Below are 18,853 nucleotides of genomic sequence, written 5' to 3' on the forward strand. Positions count from 1 at the left end.
GACGAGGACAGACGTGCCCACCGGCAAGGTCAAGTGGTTCAACAGTGAGAAGGGCTTCGGCTTTCTCTCCCGTGACGACGGCGGAGACGTCTTCGTGCATTCCTCGGTCCTCCCCGCCGGAGTCGAGGCCCTCAAGCCGGGCCAGCGCGTCGAGTTCGGCGTGGTCGCCGGACAGCGCGGCGACCAGGCCCTCTCCCTGACCGTCCTGGACCCGGCCCCGTCGGTCGCGGCGGCCCAGCGCAAGAAGCCGGACGAGCTGGCCTCCATCGTCCAGGACCTGACGACCCTGCTGGAGGCCACCGCGGAGTCACTGGAGCGGGGCCGCTACCCCGACCGCGCGGCCGGCAAGAAGATCGCCGGCCTGCTCCGCGCGGTCGCCGACCAGCTGGACGTGTGAGAGGTCAGGGAAACCGCAGCGCGTCCGGGCCGAGGGCCGGTACCAGTCCCTCGGCCGCCGCACGCGTCAGCAGCCCCCGTACGGCCGCGTAGCCGTCCTCGCCGAGACCGGCCGTGAACTCGTTGACGTACAGCCCGATGTGCTGGTCGGCGACGGCCGGGTCCATCTCCTGGGCGTGCTCCATGACGTACGGACGCGACACCTCCGGCTCGTCCCAGGCCATCCGCACCGATGTGCGAATGGACTCGGCGAGCCGTGTCAGCGTCTCCTCGCCCAGCGACCGCTTCGCGATGATCGCGCCCAGCGGGATCGGCAGCCCGGTGGTCCGCTCCCAGTGCTCACCCATGTCGGCGAGCCGGTGCAGCCCGTACTCCTGGTACGTGAAGCGCGCCTCGTGGATGACGAGTCCCGCGTCGCCCTTCCCGTCCCGTACGGCGGGCATGATCTCGTGGAACGGCATCACCACGATCTCCCCGACGCCACCCGGCACGACCTCCGCCGCCCACAGCCGGAACAGCAGGTACGCCGTCGACCGCTCGCTCGGCACGGCGACCGTACGGCCGGTCAGGTCCACCCCGGCCTCCCGGGTCAGCACCAGCGGCCCGCAGCCCCGCCCCAGCGCGCCCCCGCAGGGCAGCAGGGCGTACTCGTCGAGGACGTACGGCAGCACCGCGTACGACACCTTCAGCACGTCCAGCTCACCGCGCTCGGCCATGCCGTTGGTGAGGTCGATGTCGGCGAACGTCACGTCGACGGCGGGCGCGCCGGGGACACGGCCGTGGGCGAGGGCGTCGAAGACGAAGGTGTCGTTCGGGCAGGGCGAGTAGGCGATCCGCAGCCGCTGCTGCTCAGGGGTGGTCATGCTGTATCCAACTCTCCAGGACGGGCGCGAGCTTCCCGAAGCCCTCGGTGAGGGCCGTCAGGGCGTCGCCGATGCGCCAGGCGGCGCGGTCGCGCGGGCCGACGGGGTTCGACACCGCCCGCACCTCCAGCACGGGCACGCCGTGCGCGGCGGCGGCCTCGGCGACCCCGAAGCCCTCCATGGCCTCGGCGAGGGCGCGGGGGTGACGGGCTCGGAGCGCGGCGGCGCGGTCGGCGGTCCCGGTCACCGTCGACACGGTGAGCACGGTCCCGGTGAGCGCGCCGGACGCGGCGGCGGCCTGACGGACCAGGGCGGCGGGCGGACGGTGGGTGACGGTGCCGAAGCCCAGGTCGGTGACGGGCAGGAAACCGTCGGCCGTCTCGGCGCCCAGGTCGGCCGCCGTGATCTCGTCGGCGACGACGAGCCGGCCGAGGGGCGCGTGCGGCGGGAAACCGCCGGCGATCCCGGCGGAGACGACGAGGCCGTAGGGCCGGCCGTCCAGGGCGGCGGCGGTGAGCGCACCGGCCGTGGAGGCGGCGGCGAGCGCCGGGCCGACCCCGGCGGCGAGCAGGTCGGGTCCGCCGGGGACCCGGAGCACGGTCGCCCCGGGGAGCGTCCGTTCCCGTACGTCCCCGGGGAACGCCCCGGCCACCGCGTCCCGCTCGACGGGGACCGCGGTGGCCACGAGAACGCGTGAGGACGACGTGATCAGGCTGATCAGTCTTCCTTCTTCTTCAGCCGGAAGGACCACAGCCCCGTGGTCGACTCCTCGCCCTCCTTGATCGACACCAGGGTCGAGTCGCCCTGGGCGCCGTACTGGGCGTTGAAGAACACGCTGCCCGGGATGACCTGGTAGGTCTTCTTGCTGGAGTCGACCAGCGGCTGACCGTTCATCAGGATGGTCCAGCCGTTGTCGGCGATCTCCGGGTCGACGCCGAAGCGCACTTCCTTGGTGGGGTCGACGTCGATCTCGTCGATGCCCTTGTCCTTCAGGCACTCGTTGAGCGTCTCGGTGGTCAGGGCCTCGCCCTTGCCACCGCAGGTGGCCTCGGAGCTCACCGAGTCGCCGCCCACCGTGATGGTGGCCATCGACGTCGGCTTGTCACAGGCGGCCAGGACGAGCAGTCCGGCGGATACGGCGCCGACGGCGGCGACGGCACGGCGGCGTCGCACAGCGCGGTGACTCGGGGCGGCTGCGCCGCGGGGCAACGTGGTCATGGGGCGAAGGCTATCTGGCGCATCCGCCACACTTCCCATGCGGGGGTACGGCGTGGCCGCGCCGTTACGCCACTCGCGCCCGCCCCGCGTTCCCCTGCCGGGCCGAACGGATCAGCCCGCGGACCGTGGTCAGCCAGCCCGCGGCGACGATCGTCGCGCCCACGGCCAGCCCCAGCGTGCCGATCAGCGGCATCACGATGCCGATCGCGCCGCCCAGCACCCACGACATCTGCAGCAGCGTCTCCGAGCGCGCGAACGCCGACGTCCGCACCGGCTCGGGCACGTCCCGCTGGATCAGCGCGTCCAGCGACAGCTTGGCCAGCGCCTGCGCGAACCCGGCGACCGCGGCGAGACACGCCACCAGGACCGCGCCGAAGAACGCGGCGGCCAGGATCGCCGCACTCACCACACACGCCACCACCGTCACGATGATGATCTCCGGGGCGCGCGACCGCAGCCATGCCCCGACCGCCGTACCGAGCGCGTTGCCCGCCCCCGCCGCCACGCCCACTATGCCGAGCGACACGGCGGCGCTCTGCCCCGTCATCGGGTGCTCGCGCAGCAGGAAGGCGAGGAAGAAGATCAGGAAGCCGGTGAGGCAGCGGATGGAGGCGTTGGCGCCGAGCGCGTGGGTGACGGCCGGGCCGACCGTCCGCAGGCCGGGACGTTTCTCCGCTCTGCCGCGCGGGCCGTGCAGATGCCGCTCGTCGGCGGCGAGCAGCGCCACGTCCTCGCCCTTCGCGGAGTCCACCTTCGGCGGCAGCCGGAAGGACAGGAACATCCCCGCCACGAAGATCACGAACGCCCCGTACAGCGGCCAGCGCGGCCCGACCTGCTGCAGGCCCGCGCCGATCGGCGCGGCGATCCCGGTCGCCAGCAGCCCGCCGAGGGTGACGCGCGAGTTCGCCTTGACCAGGGAGAAGGCGGGCGGCAGCAGCCGCGGCACGACCGCGCTCCTGACCACCCCGTACGCCTTGGACGCCACCAGCACGCCCAGCGCCGCCGGGTACAGCTCCAGACCACCGGTGATCACCGCGCCGGACAGCACCAGCGCGAGCAGCGCCCGGGCGAGCATCGCGCCGGCCATGGCGGCGCGGCGGCCGTGCGGGAGGCGGTCCAGGAGCGGGCCGATCACCGGGGCGAGGAGGGTGAACGGCGCCATGGTGATGGCGAGGTAGAGGGCGACCCGTCCGCGCGCCTCGTCGGTCGGCACCGAGAAGAACACGGTGGACGCCAGCGCGACCGTGATCATGACGTCGCCGGCGCCGTTCACGCCGTGCAGCTCGATCAGCTTGCCGAGCCCGGACTCCCCGGCGCCGTGCGCGTGGGTCGCCCGGCGGATCCCCCGCGCGGTTCTGGTCACCGGGAAGTGCAGGGCGCGCCCGAACGCGCGAAGACGGCCGCCCGCCCGGCCCGTCCCGAAGCGTCGGCCGCTGCCCCTGACCCCTTTCGGCCCACCGGTCCCGGTGGCGCCCTGGGGTGTCCTCGCGGTAGCCACGACGCCATAGTGCCCCGAGAAGGCCGTGTGTAATGCCGTATCGCCATGGACACCGCCGTGGTGCGGCTGTACGGCCGAACACCGGAGGCCGACGGAAACACGCCGCCGGGGGTGGCCGGCCGGCCCCGGAAACCGGCGCGCGGGACTCCGTAACAACCGTCGGTGTAGGCCCAGCGCACGCGAGAAGGTAGCGTGCGTATCTCAGCCATCCCGCAGAATGGATGGAGGCGCGCCCGAGCACGTTGTGGCGCGGACGTCGACGCGGTCCCACTGTCCGCTCCGTCCGCCCCCCGTGCTGGGAGTGGCGCACTCGTGAGACGGCGTAGGAGAGAAGCGATACCTGTGAGCGCAGCGACAACGCGAAGCCGCACCCCCGACCGCCTGTGCGCCGAGGCCGTCGACCTCGCCCGCGCCGCCGCCGAGGAGGTCGCCGCGCCCGGGGTCGTGGGCGAACACGAGGGGCTGGTCTCCGAGGGCGACCGCGTCGTCACCCACTTCTTCGGGTGTCACGAGCCCGGCTACCGCGGCTGGCGCTGGGCCGTCACCGTGGCCCGCGCCTCCCGCGCCAAGATCGTCACGGTCGACGAGGCGGCGCTGCTGCCCGGCCCCGACGCGGTCCTCGCCCCGGAGTGGGTGCCGTGGAGCGAGCGGCTGCGCCCCGGCGACATGGGCCCCGGCGACCTCCTCCCCACCGAGGCCGAGGACCTGCGTCTGGAGCCCGGTTTCTCCGGCGAGGAGGAGCCGCCGCCGAGCTCCGCGGTCTCCCACGAGATGGCCGACCTGGTGGAGGCGGAGGACGCCGAGGTCACGGAGGGCACCCCGGCCCACCTGGCGGTGACTCCGTCCCGCGGCACGATCGCGGCGGTCGCCGAGGAACTCGGCATGCGCCGCGCCCGGGTCCTGTCCCGCTACGGCCTGCACAGCGCCGCCGACCGCTGGGAGGAGGGCTTCGGAGCGAAGACGCCGATGGCGCAGGCGGCCCCCGCCTCCTGTGTGTCGTGCGGTTTCCTCACCCCCATCGGCGGCTCGCTGGGCCAGGCGTTCGGGGTGTGCGCCAACGAGTTCTCCCCGGCCGACGGCCACGTCGTCTCCCTGGCCTACGGCTGCGGCGGCCACTCCGAGGCCGCGGTCATGCCGAAGCCCCCGCAGCCGGCCCCGCCGGTCATCGACGAGACCCGCGTCGACCCGTTCCCCCTCCGCCCGTCCGCGGACTCCGGCTCGGTCCCGGCGACGGAGGACGCCTCGTCGGCGGAGCTGGGGCACTCGTAGGGGGCGTCATCGCAGGTTGTCCCCCCAGCCGCCCTGGAGCATGGTCTGGAACGCCCACTTCCCGTCCCGCCTGAGCAGGATGTCGGCGTAGCGGAGCTGCTGGGACTCGCCGTCGGTGGTCATGGTCGAGTCCGTGAGGACCACGGCCATCGAGGGGGACAGGAACACCGGGGTCCGGGTGGACTCGAAGGTGATGTCCTGACTCCCCTCGCCCATCACCCGGGTCATGACCGCGACGAACTGCTCCCGGTCCCACTGCGCCGACCGTCCGTCGCCCGCGGAGTCGTCACTCACGAGGTTGAGGGGGAACACGGCCAGGTCCGCCATGCGCTCGACGTCACGCTTGCCGCTCGCCGCGTCGTACTCGGCGAACCAGGCGTCGAGGCTCGCGCGGTCCTCGGCGGTCGGGGTGTATCCGGTGTCGGGGAGGTAGGTCATGCGGCTCCTTCGAGGGATGGCTAGTCAAGTTTGTCTAGTGATTGACGGAGGGGTTTCTACCTCTCGCAAGGACTGGTCAAACTTTATTAGTGATGTCCCCTGATGTGGTCTGAGCCACATCAGGGGGTGGAGGACGCCTACTGGCCCTCGAAGATCTCTTCAGCCTTCGGGACGGTGACGGCGCGGGCGAGCCAGTGGCGAAGGAGGCCGGGGTTGGTGCAGTCCGTGATGCGGCCGCGGACGTCCTCTGAGACGTCGAGGCCGCGCTGCTCCAGGACGAGCAGGACGTCTTCGGCACCGCGCCGGGCGCGCTCTTCGTCCCGTACTTCGCCGCGTACTTCGTCCCGTACTTCTTCGCGTACTTCGTCCCGTACTTCTTCGCGTACTTCGCCGCGTACTTCGTCGCGGATTTCTTCGGCGAGGTAGGACTTGTAGAAGGAGAGGTCCACGGCCACCAGATTCCTCCAGAGGTTCTTGGCCGGGCGCTTGGCCAGGCCCTGTGCGGTGAATTCGACGAGGGGCTTCGCGATGTCTTCGGGTGCGTCCCGGAGCGCTGTGGACAGGGCCTTCAGTATCGCATCGATGTCCGGTTCGGCAGCGTGTGTAATGGCCGCCAGGCTGGCCAGGACCAGGTCGGTGCGGGCTTCTTCCGGGTCGGTGATCACGGGCATGTTGTGCGGTCCGGCGACCAACGGCTGCACGGTGAGGGTGGGCAGTTGGGGCGGTCCGCAGCTCACCGGTTGCTGGGCCCACCTGGCCGTGGCGTGGTCCTGGCACACGACCAGGAGAGCCGTGGGCAGCCGGTACTTCGTCCACAGGTACGCGGTGTAGTACGCCCAGCTCGCCGGCTTGTCCGGGTGCTTCTTGCCCTGGGCCTCGACGGCGAGGAGGAACGGACCCTGCTCGGCGGTTTCCAGCCGGAGGAGCGTGTCGACCCGGCGTTCCACGGGGTTGGTCTCCGTCAGGTCGGTCGGCAGGGCTGTCGCCTTCACCGGGGTGGGGATGTCGACTCCGAGGAAGCGCGATACGCGGCTGAAAAGCCCGGGGTCGTGCTGGAAGATGCGGTGCATCGCCTCGTGGGGCGGGCTGACCATGGGTTTCCTTGTGGTGTCAGGGGCGGGTGGCGGCTGTGCGGCAGCTGGGGCAGTGGGTTTCGGTTTCCGGGGCGCGGAAGGCGTGGTCGCAGCCGTCGCAGTTGCGTACGGGCAGGGGGTCGGCCGGGGGCCGGTACGGGGGCAGGGGTGGGAGTCCGTCGGTGAGGCGGTGGGCGAGGAGGGCCGCGGGGCGGTGGAGGGGTTCGTCGGGGAGGTTGTCGGTGAGGGCGTGGCGTACGGCGGTGGGGGTGACCTCGCGTTCGAGCCAGGCGATGACTCCGGGGGTCAGGTGCTCGGTGTCGGTGGCGGAGAGCAGGAGGCGGGGGTCGTGGCGGCGGAGGTCGGTGGCCTGCTGGTGGAGCGCGGTGGCTGCGGCGCGGGTGGGCTGGGGGACGGCGGGGAGTGCTTTGCGGGGGCGGGGGCCGCGCGGGTGGGGCGGGGGCGTTCCCTCCGTCGGCGGTTGGGGGTGCGGGGCAGGACGGTGCGGCTTGGCAGGCCGGGTGGGGCAGTCGGTGCCCGCTGTCTCGCGCCGGTGGTGCGGCTGGTTGCAGGAGGTGGTGCGGGTGATGATGCGGCCGGTGGGGGTGCGGACGCGTTCGCGGCGGAGGTAGCCGTGGGTCTCCAGTTCGCGCAGGGCGTCGGCGATGCGCTTGGTGCCTTCTTTGAAGCGGGCGGCGAGGCTCTTGATGTCGACGGGGGTGCCGGTGGGCAGCGACTGGATGTGGCAGCCGAGGCCGATGGCGAGCAGCGACAGCTCGGGGTGCTGGGTGAGGTGGTTGCCGATCACCACGAAGCGGGTGGTGTGGCGGGTGTTGTCGTGGATGACGCCGCCGGTGTGGTGACGCGATCGGGTCGGATTGCCGGCGGGGGCTGACCGGGTGCGCGGGGGCGCGCTAGTGTTTTGGGTATCCATGCGGGAAGGGCCTTTGCTTCCTGGGTGGTTAGGCCCTCGCACCGGGATGCCAGTCCCGGCGGGGGCCGAAGTCTTTTTCGGGTGGTGTGCGCTGAGCGTAGAGGTGTGAGGGGTCCGAAAATCCAGCTGAGCCGGTGATGTTCACCCGCCCGAGTGATCACGCGCCTCGGGCGGGAAAGGGTGGGGCTTGGTGGGGTGCTTTCCCCCGGGTTCTTCCCTTGGGAAGGCGCCGACGGCACCGGAGTCTCAGAACTCGGGTTCCGGTGCCGTAAGAGGTGATCCGGAGCCGCACGGCGGCCGACAGGAGGGTGCCGTGCTGAAAAACCGTGAGCAGTCGGCGAGGAAATGCCACATGGGCGCTCGAATGAGCGGCATGTGGACAGTGGCGGCCAGAGTGTGCGCGTATCGGGAAAGGTGTCGTGTCCAGGGACGGGCCGGCGTCACCTTCCCGTCTCCCGCACCGACGCACGGGACGCCGACGGTTCCGGTGAGGTGAGGCGCAGTTCGGCCCAGACGGTCTTGCGTGGGAAGCGGCCCTCGGTCACGCCCCAGCGGTCGGCGAGCGCTTCGACGAGCAGCAGGCCCCGACCGGACTCGGCGTCGGGGGAGGCCGGTCGCGGGTCGGGGAGGCGGTCGCCGCGCGTGTCGGTGACCTCGATACGGAGGGTGTCGGCGACGACGTGGAGCGTGAGCCGGAAGTCCCGGCCCGCGACGCGGCCGTGGGTCGCCGCGTTGACGGCCAGCTCCGCGATGACCTGGCGGGCCGGGTCCACGGGCAGCCCCCAGGAACGCAGTTGGCCTGCTCCCAGTCGCCGGGCCTGATGGGCGCCGCGTGGCGTGGGGGAGAGCAGCACGCTGAAGTTGCGGACGGGGGTGGCGGGTTCGGCGGTTCGCTGATTCACATCACTCAGCGTGGCCGGATCCGCGTACCGTGGAATGTCACTTGGCGCGTACGTACGGTCACTGTCCGGTGGTTGTCCGGTGCTGTCGGGGCTGTTCCGACGGTTGGTGCGGGCAGGACGCCGGGTGCGTCACGGACGAGGTCGAGGGAGAGGTGCGGCATGACGGCGGTCGAGGCGGAGGCGGGTCGGCTCAAGGAAGAGGCGGACGAACCCGGTTGGGAGGTGGACCCGGACGACGAGTGGGGCGTCGCGGTCATCACGACCGTCGGACGGCAGTTGAAGCTGCGCCGTGAGGCGGCGGGGATGCGGGCCATCGAGTTCGGGCGGATCGTCGGGTACGGCGAGGACATGGTCTACAAGATCGAGGGCGGCAAGCGGATCCCCCGCCAGGAGTTCCTGGACAAGGCGGACAAGGTCCTGAACGCGGGCGGCCTCATCGCGGCGGCCTGGGAGGACGTGAAGAAGGTCCGGTACCCGAAGACCGTGCGGCAACTGGGGAAGCTGGAGGGCAGGGCGGTCGAGATCGGGGTGTACGAGTGCAACATCATCGCCGGGTTGTTGCAGACGCCGGAACACGCGAGGGCGGTGATCGGGGCGGCACAGCCTCCGTACTCGCCGGATGACGTAGAACGCATGGTGGCCGCTCGTCTGGACCGGCGGGCGGTCTTCGAGCGTGACCCGGCCCCGGCACTCAGCTTCGTCTTGGAGGAGGGGGTTCTGCGCCGACCCATCGGGGGGAAGATGGTTTGGCGTCAGCAGCTCGAGCGTTTGTTGGAGGTGGGGCGGTTGCACAACGTCGTGCTTCAGGTGATGCCGATGAACTGCGACACCCACTCCGGGCTGGACGGCAGGATCGAGCTGCTGAAGTTCGCGGACGGTACGGCGGTGGGCCGCTCCGACGGTGCGTTCAGCGGTCGGCCGACCTCCGATCCGAGGCAACTGCGCATTCTTGAGCTGCGGTATGGCACGATCCGGGCTCAGGCACTCTCTCCATGCGAGTCACTGGCCTTCATCGAACAACTGCTGGGGGAAACATGATCCGCAAGACCACCGCCGGGGACGCCTCTGAGCTGGCGTGGTTCAAGAGCAGCTACAGCGGTGGCAACGACGGCAACTCCTGCGTCGAACTCGCTCTCACCCCCGGCACCGTTCACGTCCGCGACTCCAAGGACATCGCGGGCCCCCGTCTCACCTTCGCCCCCGACACGTGGGCGAGTTTCGTCCCGTACGCCTCCGAGGACTGAACGCCGAAAGCGACCCCGAGCGGCGCGGGGCCGTTCTCGGGGTCGCTCGGGTGCTGCTCAGGTGACCGGGGTCAGACGGTCACGCCCTTGGAGTGCAGGAACTTGACCGGGTCGATGGCGGAGCCGTAGTTCGGGGTGGTGCGGATCTCGAAGTGCAGGTGCGGGCCGCTGGAGTTGCCGGTGTTGCCGGACAGGGCGATCTTCTGGCCGGTCTTGACGACCTGGCCGACCCGCACGTCGACCTGCGACAGGTGGGCGTACTGGGAGTACGTGCCGTTGCCGTGCTTGATGACAATGGCGTTGCCGTACGCGGGGCCGTCGCCGGCGCCGTTGGGGCCGGCCTTGACGACGGTGCCGCCGTGCGCGGCCATCACCGTGGTGCCGGTCGGGACGGCGTAGTCCTGACCGCTGTGCTTGTGCGCCCACATGCCGCCGTTCTGGGCGAAGCTCGCGGACAGCTTGTAGCTCTTGACCGGGTCGACCCAGGACGCGGCCTTCTTGGCGGCGGCCTGCGCCTGGACGGTGGTGGCGGCGCCGGGCGCGGCCGTGTTCTCGGCGGCGACCGCGGCCCCGACTCCCATCACGACCGTGGCGCCCATACCGGCGGCCAGGACGGCCGCGCGGGTCCGGGTCAGGGACGTACGGGGGAGACGGGACGTGACGCGCTGGAGCATGGAGACCTCATGGGTGAGGGGACGGGGAAGCCATCGGCGGAACGGGTCCGTGCCGTGCTGGCTGTTCCTTGGTAACCGGACCCGGACAGAAGCCGCAAAGGTGTGACCTACGACGAAAGGCCGTACTTCGGGCGTGAGACGCACGTCTCTTGACCGGTGGGTCCGGACGGGGCGAAACCCCCCATTTCAAGCTGATCCGTCGGCCCCGCGTCCTAAATGTCCCTTTTGGATTCAACCACTTTTCCACTATTCCGGGTAGTACCGGACGGAACACCTGTGCCGCTTGTCACCGGGAGCCCGGTCCGGGTACCGCCTGAATGTGGCGTGGGTCTCCGGGACCCCGTCCGGAATCACCCGCCCAGCAGCTCCAGCGACACCCACAGCGCCACCGTCGACGCCAGCAGCGCCGTCGGGACGGTGGCCAGGCCCAGCAGCGTGAAGCGCTTGAGGCTGACCTCGTGGGCGTGGTGATGGGCGATGCGGCGCCACAGGAGGGTGGCCAGGGAACCCGCGTAGGTGAGGTTCGGGCCGATGTTGACGCCCAGCAGGACCGCGAGGACCGCGCCGGGGCCGGACGGCGCGGCCAGGGGGACGAGGGCGAGGACCGCCGGCAGGTTGTTGATCAGGTTGGCGAGCAGTGCCGCCAGGCCCGCGGTGGCCAGGAGGGCCGGCAGGGTCGTGCCGTCGGGGAGGACCGCGCCGAGCGCGTCGCCCAGGCCGTGGTCCAGGACCGCCCGTACGACCACGCCGAGGGCGAGGACGAACGCGAGGAACGGCAGGTCGGCCGCGCGGAGGATCGCCGACGGGGTGGTGCGGCGGCGCGACAGGGCACGTACGGCCAGCACCGTCGCGCCGGCCGCCGCCGCCCACGCCGGGTCGACGCCGAGCGCGGACGCCACGGCGAACCCGGCGAGCGTGGCGGCCACCGTCACCAGGGCGAAGAGCGGCGGCTTCGCCGGCTTCTCCGGCACCTCGGGAGCGGTGGGCGCCGTGTCCAGGTCGGCGGCGAAGAAGCGGCGGAAGACGGCGTACTCCACGGCGATCGCCGCCAGCCACGGCAGGGTCATCAGCAACGCGAAACGGGTGAAGCCCAGCCCCGTGGCGGTGAACGCCAGCAGGTTCGTCAGGTTCGACACCGGCAGCAGCAGCGACGCCGTGTTCGACAGGTGCGCGCCCGCGTAGACGTGGGGGGCCGGACGGGCACCCATGCGGGTGGCGGTGGCGAACACCACCGGCGTCAGCAGCACCACGGTGGCGTCCAGGCTGAGCGCGGCGGTGATCAGCGAGGCGAGGGCGAAGACCGCGCCCAGCAGCCTGCGCGGCCGATGGCGGGACCAGTGGGCCATCCAGCTCCCGCAGGCGTGGAAGAGGCCCTCGTCGGCACAGAGCTTGGCCAGCACCAGCACGGCGGCGAGGAAGCCGAGCACCGGCCCGAGCCGGACGGCCTCCTCCCGCACCGCCTCCAACGGGATCGCACCGGTCGCGATCACGACGCCGGCCGCGGGCACCGCGAACGCCGCCTCCGGCCAGCGGAAGGGACGGACGACGGCACACACCAGCACCACGGCCAGCGCGGCGACGGACAGGGATTCGAGCAGCACAGCCCTGATCATCCACAGGGGGCGGCGGTACGTGGACACCGCGTCGCCGGGATGTCGTGGGGCGGTACCTTCGACCTCACGCCGATGCGCCGATGTGGGGCCGATGAGGAGAGATGAACGTGAGCAAGTTCGTGCGGCCCGCCGCCGAGGGTGCCGATCCGTTCGGTACGGCGCGTCTGCGGCGCGGGGTCCTGGACGCCTGGGTCACCAGCCCCGCCCGTTTCCGTGAGGACGCCAACGCCGAGGAGGACCTCGTCCTCGGCGGCTACCGGGACCGCCTCGTCGTCGAACTCGCCCAGAACGCCGCCGACGCCGCCGCCCGGGCCGGCGTACCGGGACGGCTGCGGCTCACCCTGCGCGACGGGGTCCTCGTCGCCGCGAACACCGGGGCCCCGCTGGACGCGGCCGGTGTCGAGTCGCTGTCCACGCTGCGTGCCTCCGCCAAGCGGGACGCGCCGGACCGGGCCGTGGGGCGCTTCGGTGTCGGCTTCGCCGCCGTCCTCGCCGTCACCGACGAGCCCGCCGTCGTCGGACGGCACGGCGGGGTCCGCTGGTCGCTGGCCGAGGCGCGGGAACTCGCGGGCGACACCGCACGGCACAGTCCCGGCCTCGGGGACGAGATCCGGCGGCGTGACGGGCACGTGCCCCTGCTCAGGCTGCCGTTCGCCGCCGAGGGCACCGCGCCCGGCCCGTACGACACCGCCGTCATCCTCCCCCTGCGCGACACCGCCGCCGCCGACCTCACCGAGCGGCTGCTGAACGCCGTCGACGACGCCCTGCTGCTCGCCCTGCCCGGCCTGGAGGAGGTGGTCGTCGAGATCGGGGACGCGGAACCCCGGACCGTGAGCCGCCGCACCGACGGCGCACTCACCGTCGTCGAGGACAGCCGGGAAGGCACCACCCACTGGCGCACCGCCGCCGCGCACGGCCCGCTCACCCCCGAGCTGCTCGCCGACCGGCCCGTCGAGGAGCGGCTGCGCCCTTACTGGTCGGTCACCTGGGCCGTCCCCGTGGACGCCGACGGCGGCCCCGCCCGGCCCCGCACCAGCCCCGTCGTGCACGCGCCCACCCCCAGCGACGAGCCGCTCGGCGTGCCCGCGCTGCTCATCGCCTCCTTCCCGCTGGACTCCACCCGCCGGCACGCCGCCCCCGGCCCGCTCACCGACTTCCTCGTGCAGCGCGCCGCCGACGCCTACGCCGGGCTCCTCGCCGACTGGCGCCCGGTGGCCGCCGGGATCATCGACCTCGTGCCGGGCCCGCTCGGCAAGGGCGAACTGGACGGCGCCCTGCGCCGGGCGATCCTCGAACGGCTGCCCCGTACGTCCTTCCTGCCGCCCGCCGTCGAGCAGGCCGAACAGGCCGAACAGCACGACGACTCCGAGCTGCCGCAGTCCCTGCGGCCCCGCGACGCCGAGGTCGTCGAGGGCGCGGGCGCCGACACCGTACGGGTGCTGGCCGAAGTCCTCCCCACCCTCCTGCCCGCCGGTCTCGAACGCCGCGCGGAGCTGCGCACGCTGGGCGTGGCCCGCGTCCCGCTCACCGACGCGGTCGACCGGCTGGCCGGCCTGGAGAAGTCCCCCGACTGGTGGCGGCGGCTGTACGACAGCCTCGCCGGGGTCGACCCCGACCGGCTGTCCGGGCTGCCGGTGCCGCTGGCCGACGGCAGGACGACGATCGGTCCCCGTCAGGTGCTGCTGCCCGGAGCGGAGGCCACCCGGATCGACCCCGAGGTGCTGGCCCGGCTCGGGCTCAAGGTCGCCCACCCGGACGCCGCCCACCCCCTCCTGGAGAAGCTCGGCGCGCTCCCCGCCACCCCGCGCGCCGTCCTCACCACCCCGCAGGTGCGGGCCGCCGTCGCCGCGTCCCTGGACGACGAGGGCCCGGTGAACTGGGAGGACGAGGACACCCCGGACGCCGAGGAACTCGCCGACACCGTGCTGGGTCTTGTGCGCGACGCCGGGCTCGAACCCGGTGACGAGCCGTGGCTGGGCGCCCTCGCCCTCCCCGACGAGGACGGCGAACTCTCCCCGGCCTGCGAGCTGGTCTTCCCCGGCGGACCGTTCGCCCAGGTCATGCGCGAGGGCGAGCTCGCCTCCGTGGACGGCGAACTGGCCGACAAGTGGGGCGAACAGCCGCTTGCCGCCTGCGGGGTGCTGGTGGACTTCGCGCTGGTCCGCGCCACCGACGTCGTCCTCGACCCGGACGAACTGGAACCGCGCGAAGGCGACTTCGCCGAGCCGGACGACGCCGGTCTGCTCGACGCCGTGGACGTGTGGAGCGAGGACGTCCTCGACCGCTTCCCGGACAGCCCCGTCCCGCCCGTCGCCACCGAGATCGTCGCCGTGCGCGACCTCGACCTCGTGGACGACGACCACTGGCCCCGGGCCCTCGCCCTGCTGTCGCGGCCCCCGCTGCGCGACGCGCTCGTCCAGCCGGTACGGATCCTGCTGCACGACGGCACGCACGAGGTCGTACGGCCGTACACCGCGTGGTGGCTGCGCGGGCACCCGGTGATCGGCGGGCGCCGCCCCGCCGGACTGCGCGCGGCCGGCGGCGACCCGCTGCTGCGGGGCCTGTACGACGAGGCCGACGCGACCGGGTTCGAGGACGAGCAGGTACTGCGGGCGCTGGGCGTACGGACCTCGGTGGCCGCACTGCTCGACGAGCCGGGAGGCGCCGCCGAACTGCTGGACCGGCTCGCCGACCCCGACCGGCCGGTCACGGCGGCCCAGCTGCACGCGCTCTACGGCGCGCTGGCGGAGCTGGACCCCGAGCAGGTGACCCTGCCGGACGATCTGCGGGCCGTGGTCGACGGCCGGGTCGAGGTGGTGGACGCCGCGGACGCGGTGGTCGTCGACTCGCCCGACCTGCTGCCGTTCACGGCGGGGGTTCCGCTGCTGCCCGTACGGCCGGCGCGGGCGGCCGAGCTGGCGGAGCTGTTCCAGGTGCGGCGGCTGAGCGAGTCCGTCACCGGGGAGGTGGACTCCGAGGGCACGGAGCACGACGTACCGGATCCGGTGCGGGTGCTGCTGGGGCCGCGCACCCCGGCCGTGTACGTGGAGCACGAGGAACTCGTCGTCGACGGCGTGGAGATCGACTGGCGGCTGACGGACGACGGCGTCCTGCACGCCGCGACCCTGGAGGGCGTGGCCGCGGGCCTCGCCTGGGCGGCGGGCCAGTGGCCCCGGCGCTTCGAGGTGGCGGCACTGCTGGAAGACCCGTCCCGCACGGAGGAGTTGGCGCGGGACCGCTGGTTCGACTGAGCCCGGCGACGTCCGCACATTTGTTTCACTTCTCGTACAACCATTTGGGCGAGTGGTGTATCTGATCATGCGAGTCAACAGACTCCATGGTCATTCGGGGCCCCGTGCCGACGACCGGTCGTGGAACACGATCAGGCCGGGGCCCTTGTCTTCACGTGGGGAACACATGCGATTCCGCGCCACCGTGGCCGCCGTCTCCGGCGCCCTGGCCCTGTCCGCCCTCGCCGTCCCGGCCGCGCACGCCGACGACTCCGAAGGCGACACGAAGATCTCCAACGTGGTGGTCAACGGCGGCAAGTCCGTCGTCGTCGGCGCCACCAGCACCAAGAAGGTCACCGTGACCTTCACCGTCACCGACAACTCCGGCGTCGACTGGGCGCAGGCCATCCTGTACCACGGCGCGAGCATCGAGAAGTCCGACAGCGGAGCCGTCGCCGACACCAGCGACGGCGAGGCCAAGTGCACCAAGGTCAACGCCACGACGTCGACCTGCACGTCCCCCTTCACCCTGGACGCGGGCGAGAACCTGATCAACTCGGTCGCCGGCACCTGGAAGGTGTGGGCCATCGCCGCGGGCAAGGACTACGACTTCACGCAGAAGGACAACGTCAAGAGCTTCAAGGTCCAGCGCGCCTCCCAGCTCACCGTCAACGCCTCCCCCGAGCCGGTGAAGAAGGGCAAGACCATCACCGTCACGGGCAAGCTGTCCCGCGCCAACTGGGAGACCGGCAAGTACGCCGGCTACACCGGCCAGTCGGTGAAGCTCCAGTTCCGCAAGAAGAGCTCCAGCACCTACACCACGGTCAAGACCATCAAGACCAACTCCAAGGGCGAGCTGAAGACCACCGTCAAGGCCTCCGCCGACGGCTACTACCGCTACTCCTTCGCGGGCACCACGACCACCCCGGCGGTCAACGCCGCCGGTGACTTCGTCGACGTGAAGTAAAAACATGCGGCGCCCCGCGCCCCGAAAGGGGCGCGGGGAACTGCGCGACCAGCCACCGCGGACCCGCGGGGACACCCATCGGGCGGGCCCGGCCTCCCACTACGCGGGGACCCGCCGGTCCACCCACCGCCACAAGAGCTCCAGCACCCCCGCCGCGAAGACCGCGATCCCGGTCGCGACCCACGGCATGGTCATGCCGACCAGCCTCAGCGCGAAGAACTCCTGCAGCCACGGCACCACCAGCACCACCAGGAACGCCCCGCCCATCGCCGCCACCAGCCCGATCCGCCACCACGTGTACGGGCGGGCGATGATCGCCAGTACCCAGATCGAGATCAGGAACAGCGTCAGCGTCGCCGCGCTCGTCTCCGCCTCCAGCGCGCCCGCACCGGTGTAGTACTCCCGTGCGACCAGATACGACGCGAACGTCGCCAGCGCGGCCAGCACCCCGCCCGGGATCGCGTACCGCATGACCCGCCGTACGAAGTTCGGCCGCGCCCGCTCCTTGTTGGGGGCGAGGGCCAGGAAGAACGCCGGGACGCCGATGGTGAGCGTGGACAGCAGGGTCAGATGGCGTGGCAGGAACGGGTACTCCACCTGCGAGATCACCACCAGCACCGCCAGCAGCACCGAGTACACCGTCTTCACCAGGAACAGCGTCGCGACCCGGGTGATGTTGCCGATCACCCGCCGCCCCTCCGCCACCACCGACGGCAGCGTGGCGAAGCTGTTGTTCAGCAGCACGATCTGCGCGACCGCCCGCGTGGCCTCCGAACCGGAGCCCATCGCCACGCCGATGTCGGCGTCCTTCAGCGCCAGCACGTCGTTCACGCCGTCCCCGGTCATCGCGACCGTATGGCCGTTCGACTGGAGCGCGCCCACCATGTTCCGCTTCTGCTGCGGGGTGACCCGCCCGAACACCGTGCCGTCGTCCAGCGCCTTCGCCATGCCGTCGGTGTCGGCGGGCAGCCGGCGCGCGTCCACCGTCGTACCGGACAGGCCCAGCTTGGACGCGACCGCCCCGACCGACACCGCGTTGTCCCCGGAGATGACCTTGGCCCGGACGTCCTGCTCGGCGAAGTAGCGCAGGGTGTCGGCCGCGTCCGGGCGCAGCCGCTGCTCCAGCACCACCAGCGCGGCCGGCCGTACGCCCTCGACGGCCCCGGGGTCGTCGACGTCCACGCCGTCGCGGGCACGGGCGAGCAGCAGCACCCGCAGCCCCTGCTCGTTCATCCGCTCCGTCTCGGCCAGCGCCGGGTCGTCGGGGTCCAGCAGCACGTCGGGCGCCCCCAGCAGCCAGGTCACGGCCGCCTCGCCCGCGCCCTCCTCGAACGTCGCGCCGCTGTACTTGCGGGCGGAGGAGAAGGGCAGCGTGTCGGTGAGGCGCCACCCGGTGGTGTCCGGGTACGCGTCGATGATCGCCCGCAGGGAGGCGTTCGGGCGGGGGTCCGCCGAGCCGAGCTCGCCCAGCACCTTGCGGAGGTACGCCTCGTCGCCGTCCCCCAGCACCCGCAGCCCGGTGACGTCCATGCCGCCCTCGGTGAGCGTGCCCGTCTTGTCCAGGCAGACCGTGTCGACGCGGGCCAGTCCCTCGATCGCCGGCAGCTCCTGCACCAGGCACTGCTTGCGGCCCAGCCGGATCACCCCGATCGCGAAGGCGACGGAGGTGAGCAGCACCAGCCCCTCGGGGACCATCGGCACGATCCCGCCGACCGTGCGGGCGACCGAGTTCTTCAGCTCGTTGTCCTTGACCACGAGCTGGCTGATGATCAGGCCGATCGCGGTCGGGACCATCATCCACGTCACGTACTTGAGGATCGTGGAGATGCCCGAGCGCAGCTCGGAGTGGACCAGCGTGAACCGGGAGGCCTCCTCGGCGAGCTGCGCCGCGTACGCCTCGCGCCCCACCCGGGTCGCCTGGAAGGAGCCGCCGCCCGCGACGACGAAGCTGCCGGACATGACCTGGTCCCCGGGCCGCTTCACCACGGGGTCGGCCTCGCCGGTGAGCAGCGACTCGTCGATCTCCAGGCCGTCCGCCTCGGCGCACACCCCGTCGACGACGACCTTGTCACCCGGCCCGATCTCGATCAGGTCGTCCAGCACGATCTCCGAGGTGCCGACCTCCGTCGCCGTCCCGTCCCGGCGCACCGTGGGCCGTACCTCGCCGATCACCGCGAGGGAGTCGAGGGTCTTCTTGGCCCGCCACTCCTGGACGATGCCGATGCCGGTGTTGGCGAGGATCACGAAGCCGAACAGGCTGTCCTGGATGGGCGCGACGATCAGCATGATCACCCAGAGCACGCCGATGATCGCGTTGAACCGGGTGAAGACGTTCGCGCGGACGATCTCGGCGAGGGACCGGCTGCTGCGCACCGGCACGTCGTTGACCTGTCCGCGCGCCACCCGTTCGGCCACTTCCGCGGCGGTCAGCCCGGTCACCGGCGAGGTGACCCCGGCGGGGTGTTCGGTATCGATCCGGTCGCCCGCCTCGAGATGCGTCATGCATTCGACGGTACGTGCGGACCCGGCGGTTC

17 protein-coding genes are annotated in these 18,853 nt (G+C 72.0%); 6 read left to right on the forward strand and 11 right to left on the reverse strand.

Annotated elements, in window-relative coordinates:
• Nucleotides 1-13: 13 nt before the first annotated feature.
• Nucleotides 14-397 (forward strand): cold-shock protein, encoded by a 384-nt coding sequence (locus tag ACFV5H_RS26035; protein WP_385058778.1) that lies wholly within the window; start codon nucleotides 14-16, stop codon nucleotides 395-397.
• Between the two features lie 4 nt (nucleotides 398-401).
• Here the strand turns inward: ACFV5H_RS26035 and ACFV5H_RS26040 are convergent, their stop codons facing one another.
• The 4 genes from ACFV5H_RS26040 to ACFV5H_RS26055 form a co-directional block, all read right to left on the reverse strand.
• Nucleotides 402-1,259, reverse strand: a complete 858-nt coding sequence (locus tag ACFV5H_RS26040) for a 1,4-dihydroxy-6-naphthoate synthase (RefSeq protein WP_385197484.1) — start codon at nucleotides 1,257-1,259, stop codon at nucleotides 402-404.
• Complete coding sequence (locus ACFV5H_RS26045; RefSeq protein WP_385197522.1) at nucleotides 1,246-1,968, reverse strand: futalosine hydrolase; 723 nt, start codon at nucleotides 1,966-1,968, stop codon at nucleotides 1,246-1,248. Before ACFV5H_RS26045 ends, ACFV5H_RS26040 begins: the two co-directional genes overlap by 14 nt.
• A gap of 8 nt (nucleotides 1,969-1,976) precedes the next feature.
• Nucleotides 1,977-2,477: a DUF2771 domain-containing protein gene (locus tag ACFV5H_RS26050; RefSeq protein WP_385058781.1), complete on the reverse strand. Its 501-nt coding sequence runs from the start codon at nucleotides 2,475-2,477 to the stop codon at nucleotides 1,977-1,979.
• A gap of 64 nt (nucleotides 2,478-2,541) precedes the next feature.
• A complete protein-coding gene (locus tag ACFV5H_RS26055; RefSeq protein WP_385058783.1) occupies nucleotides 2,542-3,975 on the reverse strand; it encodes an MFS transporter in 1,434 nt (477 codons plus the stop codon).
• 342 nt (nucleotides 3,976-4,317) lie between these two features.
• Between ACFV5H_RS26055 and ACFV5H_RS26060 the strand changes: the two genes are divergently transcribed.
• Complete coding sequence (locus tag ACFV5H_RS26060) at nucleotides 4,318-5,244, forward strand: DUF3027 domain-containing protein (protein WP_385058784.1); 927 nt, start codon at nucleotides 4,318-4,320, stop codon at nucleotides 5,242-5,244.
• A 6-nt stretch (nucleotides 5,245-5,250) separates the two neighbouring features.
• Here the strand turns inward: ACFV5H_RS26060 and ACFV5H_RS26065 are convergent, their stop codons facing one another.
• From ACFV5H_RS26065 to ACFV5H_RS26080, 4 genes are all read right to left on the reverse strand, one after another.
• Nucleotides 5,251-5,682, reverse strand: coding sequence for a DUF4440 domain-containing protein (locus ACFV5H_RS26065; RefSeq protein ID WP_385058786.1), 432 nt, complete (start codon nucleotides 5,680-5,682; stop codon nucleotides 5,251-5,253).
• A 137-nt stretch (nucleotides 5,683-5,819) separates the two neighbouring features.
• Nucleotides 5,820-6,776, reverse strand: a complete 957-nt coding sequence (locus ACFV5H_RS26070) for a hypothetical protein (RefSeq protein WP_385197485.1) — start codon at nucleotides 6,774-6,776, stop codon at nucleotides 5,820-5,822.
• Nucleotides 6,777-6,792: 16 nt separating this feature from the next.
• Entirely contained in the window at nucleotides 6,793-7,689 is an 897-nt protein-coding gene (locus ACFV5H_RS26075; RefSeq protein WP_385197487.1) for a helix-turn-helix domain-containing protein, read from the reverse strand.
• Between the two features lie 440 nt (nucleotides 7,690-8,129).
• On the reverse strand, nucleotides 8,130-8,591 hold the full coding sequence (locus tag ACFV5H_RS26080) for an ATP-binding protein (protein ID WP_385058792.1): 462 nt from the start codon (nucleotides 8,589-8,591) through the stop codon (nucleotides 8,130-8,132).
• A gap of 159 nt (nucleotides 8,592-8,750) precedes the next feature.
• Here ACFV5H_RS26080 and ACFV5H_RS26085 point away from each other — a divergent pair, with 159 nt between their 5' ends.
• Together ACFV5H_RS26085 and ACFV5H_RS26090 are read left to right on the forward strand one after the other, a co-directional pair.
• The gene (locus ACFV5H_RS26085) at nucleotides 8,751-9,629 is read left to right on the forward strand and encodes a helix-turn-helix domain-containing protein (protein WP_385197489.1); all 879 of its coding nucleotides are present in this window, start codon (nucleotides 8,751-8,753) and stop codon (nucleotides 9,627-9,629) included.
• Entirely contained in the window at nucleotides 9,626-9,835 is a 210-nt protein-coding gene (locus ACFV5H_RS26090; protein ID WP_385058795.1) for a DUF397 domain-containing protein, read from the forward strand. Before ACFV5H_RS26085 ends, ACFV5H_RS26090 begins: the two co-directional genes overlap by 4 nt.
• Nucleotides 9,836-9,906: 71 nt before the next feature.
• Here the strand turns inward: ACFV5H_RS26090 and ACFV5H_RS26095 are convergent, their stop codons facing one another.
• Together ACFV5H_RS26095 and ACFV5H_RS26100 are read right to left on the reverse strand one after the other, a co-directional pair.
• On the reverse strand, nucleotides 9,907-10,509 hold the full coding sequence (locus ACFV5H_RS26095) for a M23 family metallopeptidase (RefSeq protein ID WP_385197491.1): 603 nt from the start codon (nucleotides 10,507-10,509) through the stop codon (nucleotides 9,907-9,909).
• Between the two features lie 350 nt (nucleotides 10,510-10,859).
• Entirely contained in the window at nucleotides 10,860-12,122 is a 1,263-nt protein-coding gene (locus ACFV5H_RS26100) for an SLC13 family permease (RefSeq protein WP_385054488.1), read from the reverse strand.
• A 107-nt stretch (nucleotides 12,123-12,229) separates the two neighbouring features.
• Between ACFV5H_RS26100 and ACFV5H_RS26105 the strand changes: the two genes are divergently transcribed.
• The gene (locus ACFV5H_RS26105; protein WP_385197492.1) at nucleotides 12,230-15,373 is read left to right on the forward strand and encodes a sacsin N-terminal ATP-binding-like domain-containing protein; all 3,144 of its coding nucleotides are present in this window, start codon (nucleotides 12,230-12,232) and stop codon (nucleotides 15,371-15,373) included.
• 166 nt (nucleotides 15,374-15,539) lie between these two features.
• The gene (locus tag ACFV5H_RS26110; RefSeq protein ID WP_385054377.1) at nucleotides 15,540-16,319 is read left to right on the forward strand and encodes a DUF5707 domain-containing protein; all 780 of its coding nucleotides are present in this window, start codon (nucleotides 15,540-15,542) and stop codon (nucleotides 16,317-16,319) included.
• 99 nt (nucleotides 16,320-16,418) lie between these two features.
• Here the strand turns inward: ACFV5H_RS26110 and ACFV5H_RS26115 are convergent, their stop codons facing one another.
• Complete coding sequence (locus tag ACFV5H_RS26115) at nucleotides 16,419-18,821, reverse strand: cation-translocating P-type ATPase (RefSeq protein WP_385197494.1); 2,403 nt, start codon at nucleotides 18,819-18,821, stop codon at nucleotides 16,419-16,421.
• Nucleotides 18,822-18,853 lie beyond the last annotated feature (32 nt).

The sequence above is a fragment of the Streptomyces sp. NPDC059787 genome (assembly GCF_042732315.1).
GTDB classification, from domain to species: domain Bacteria; phylum Actinomycetota; class Actinomycetes; order Streptomycetales; family Streptomycetaceae; genus Streptomyces; species Streptomyces atrovirens.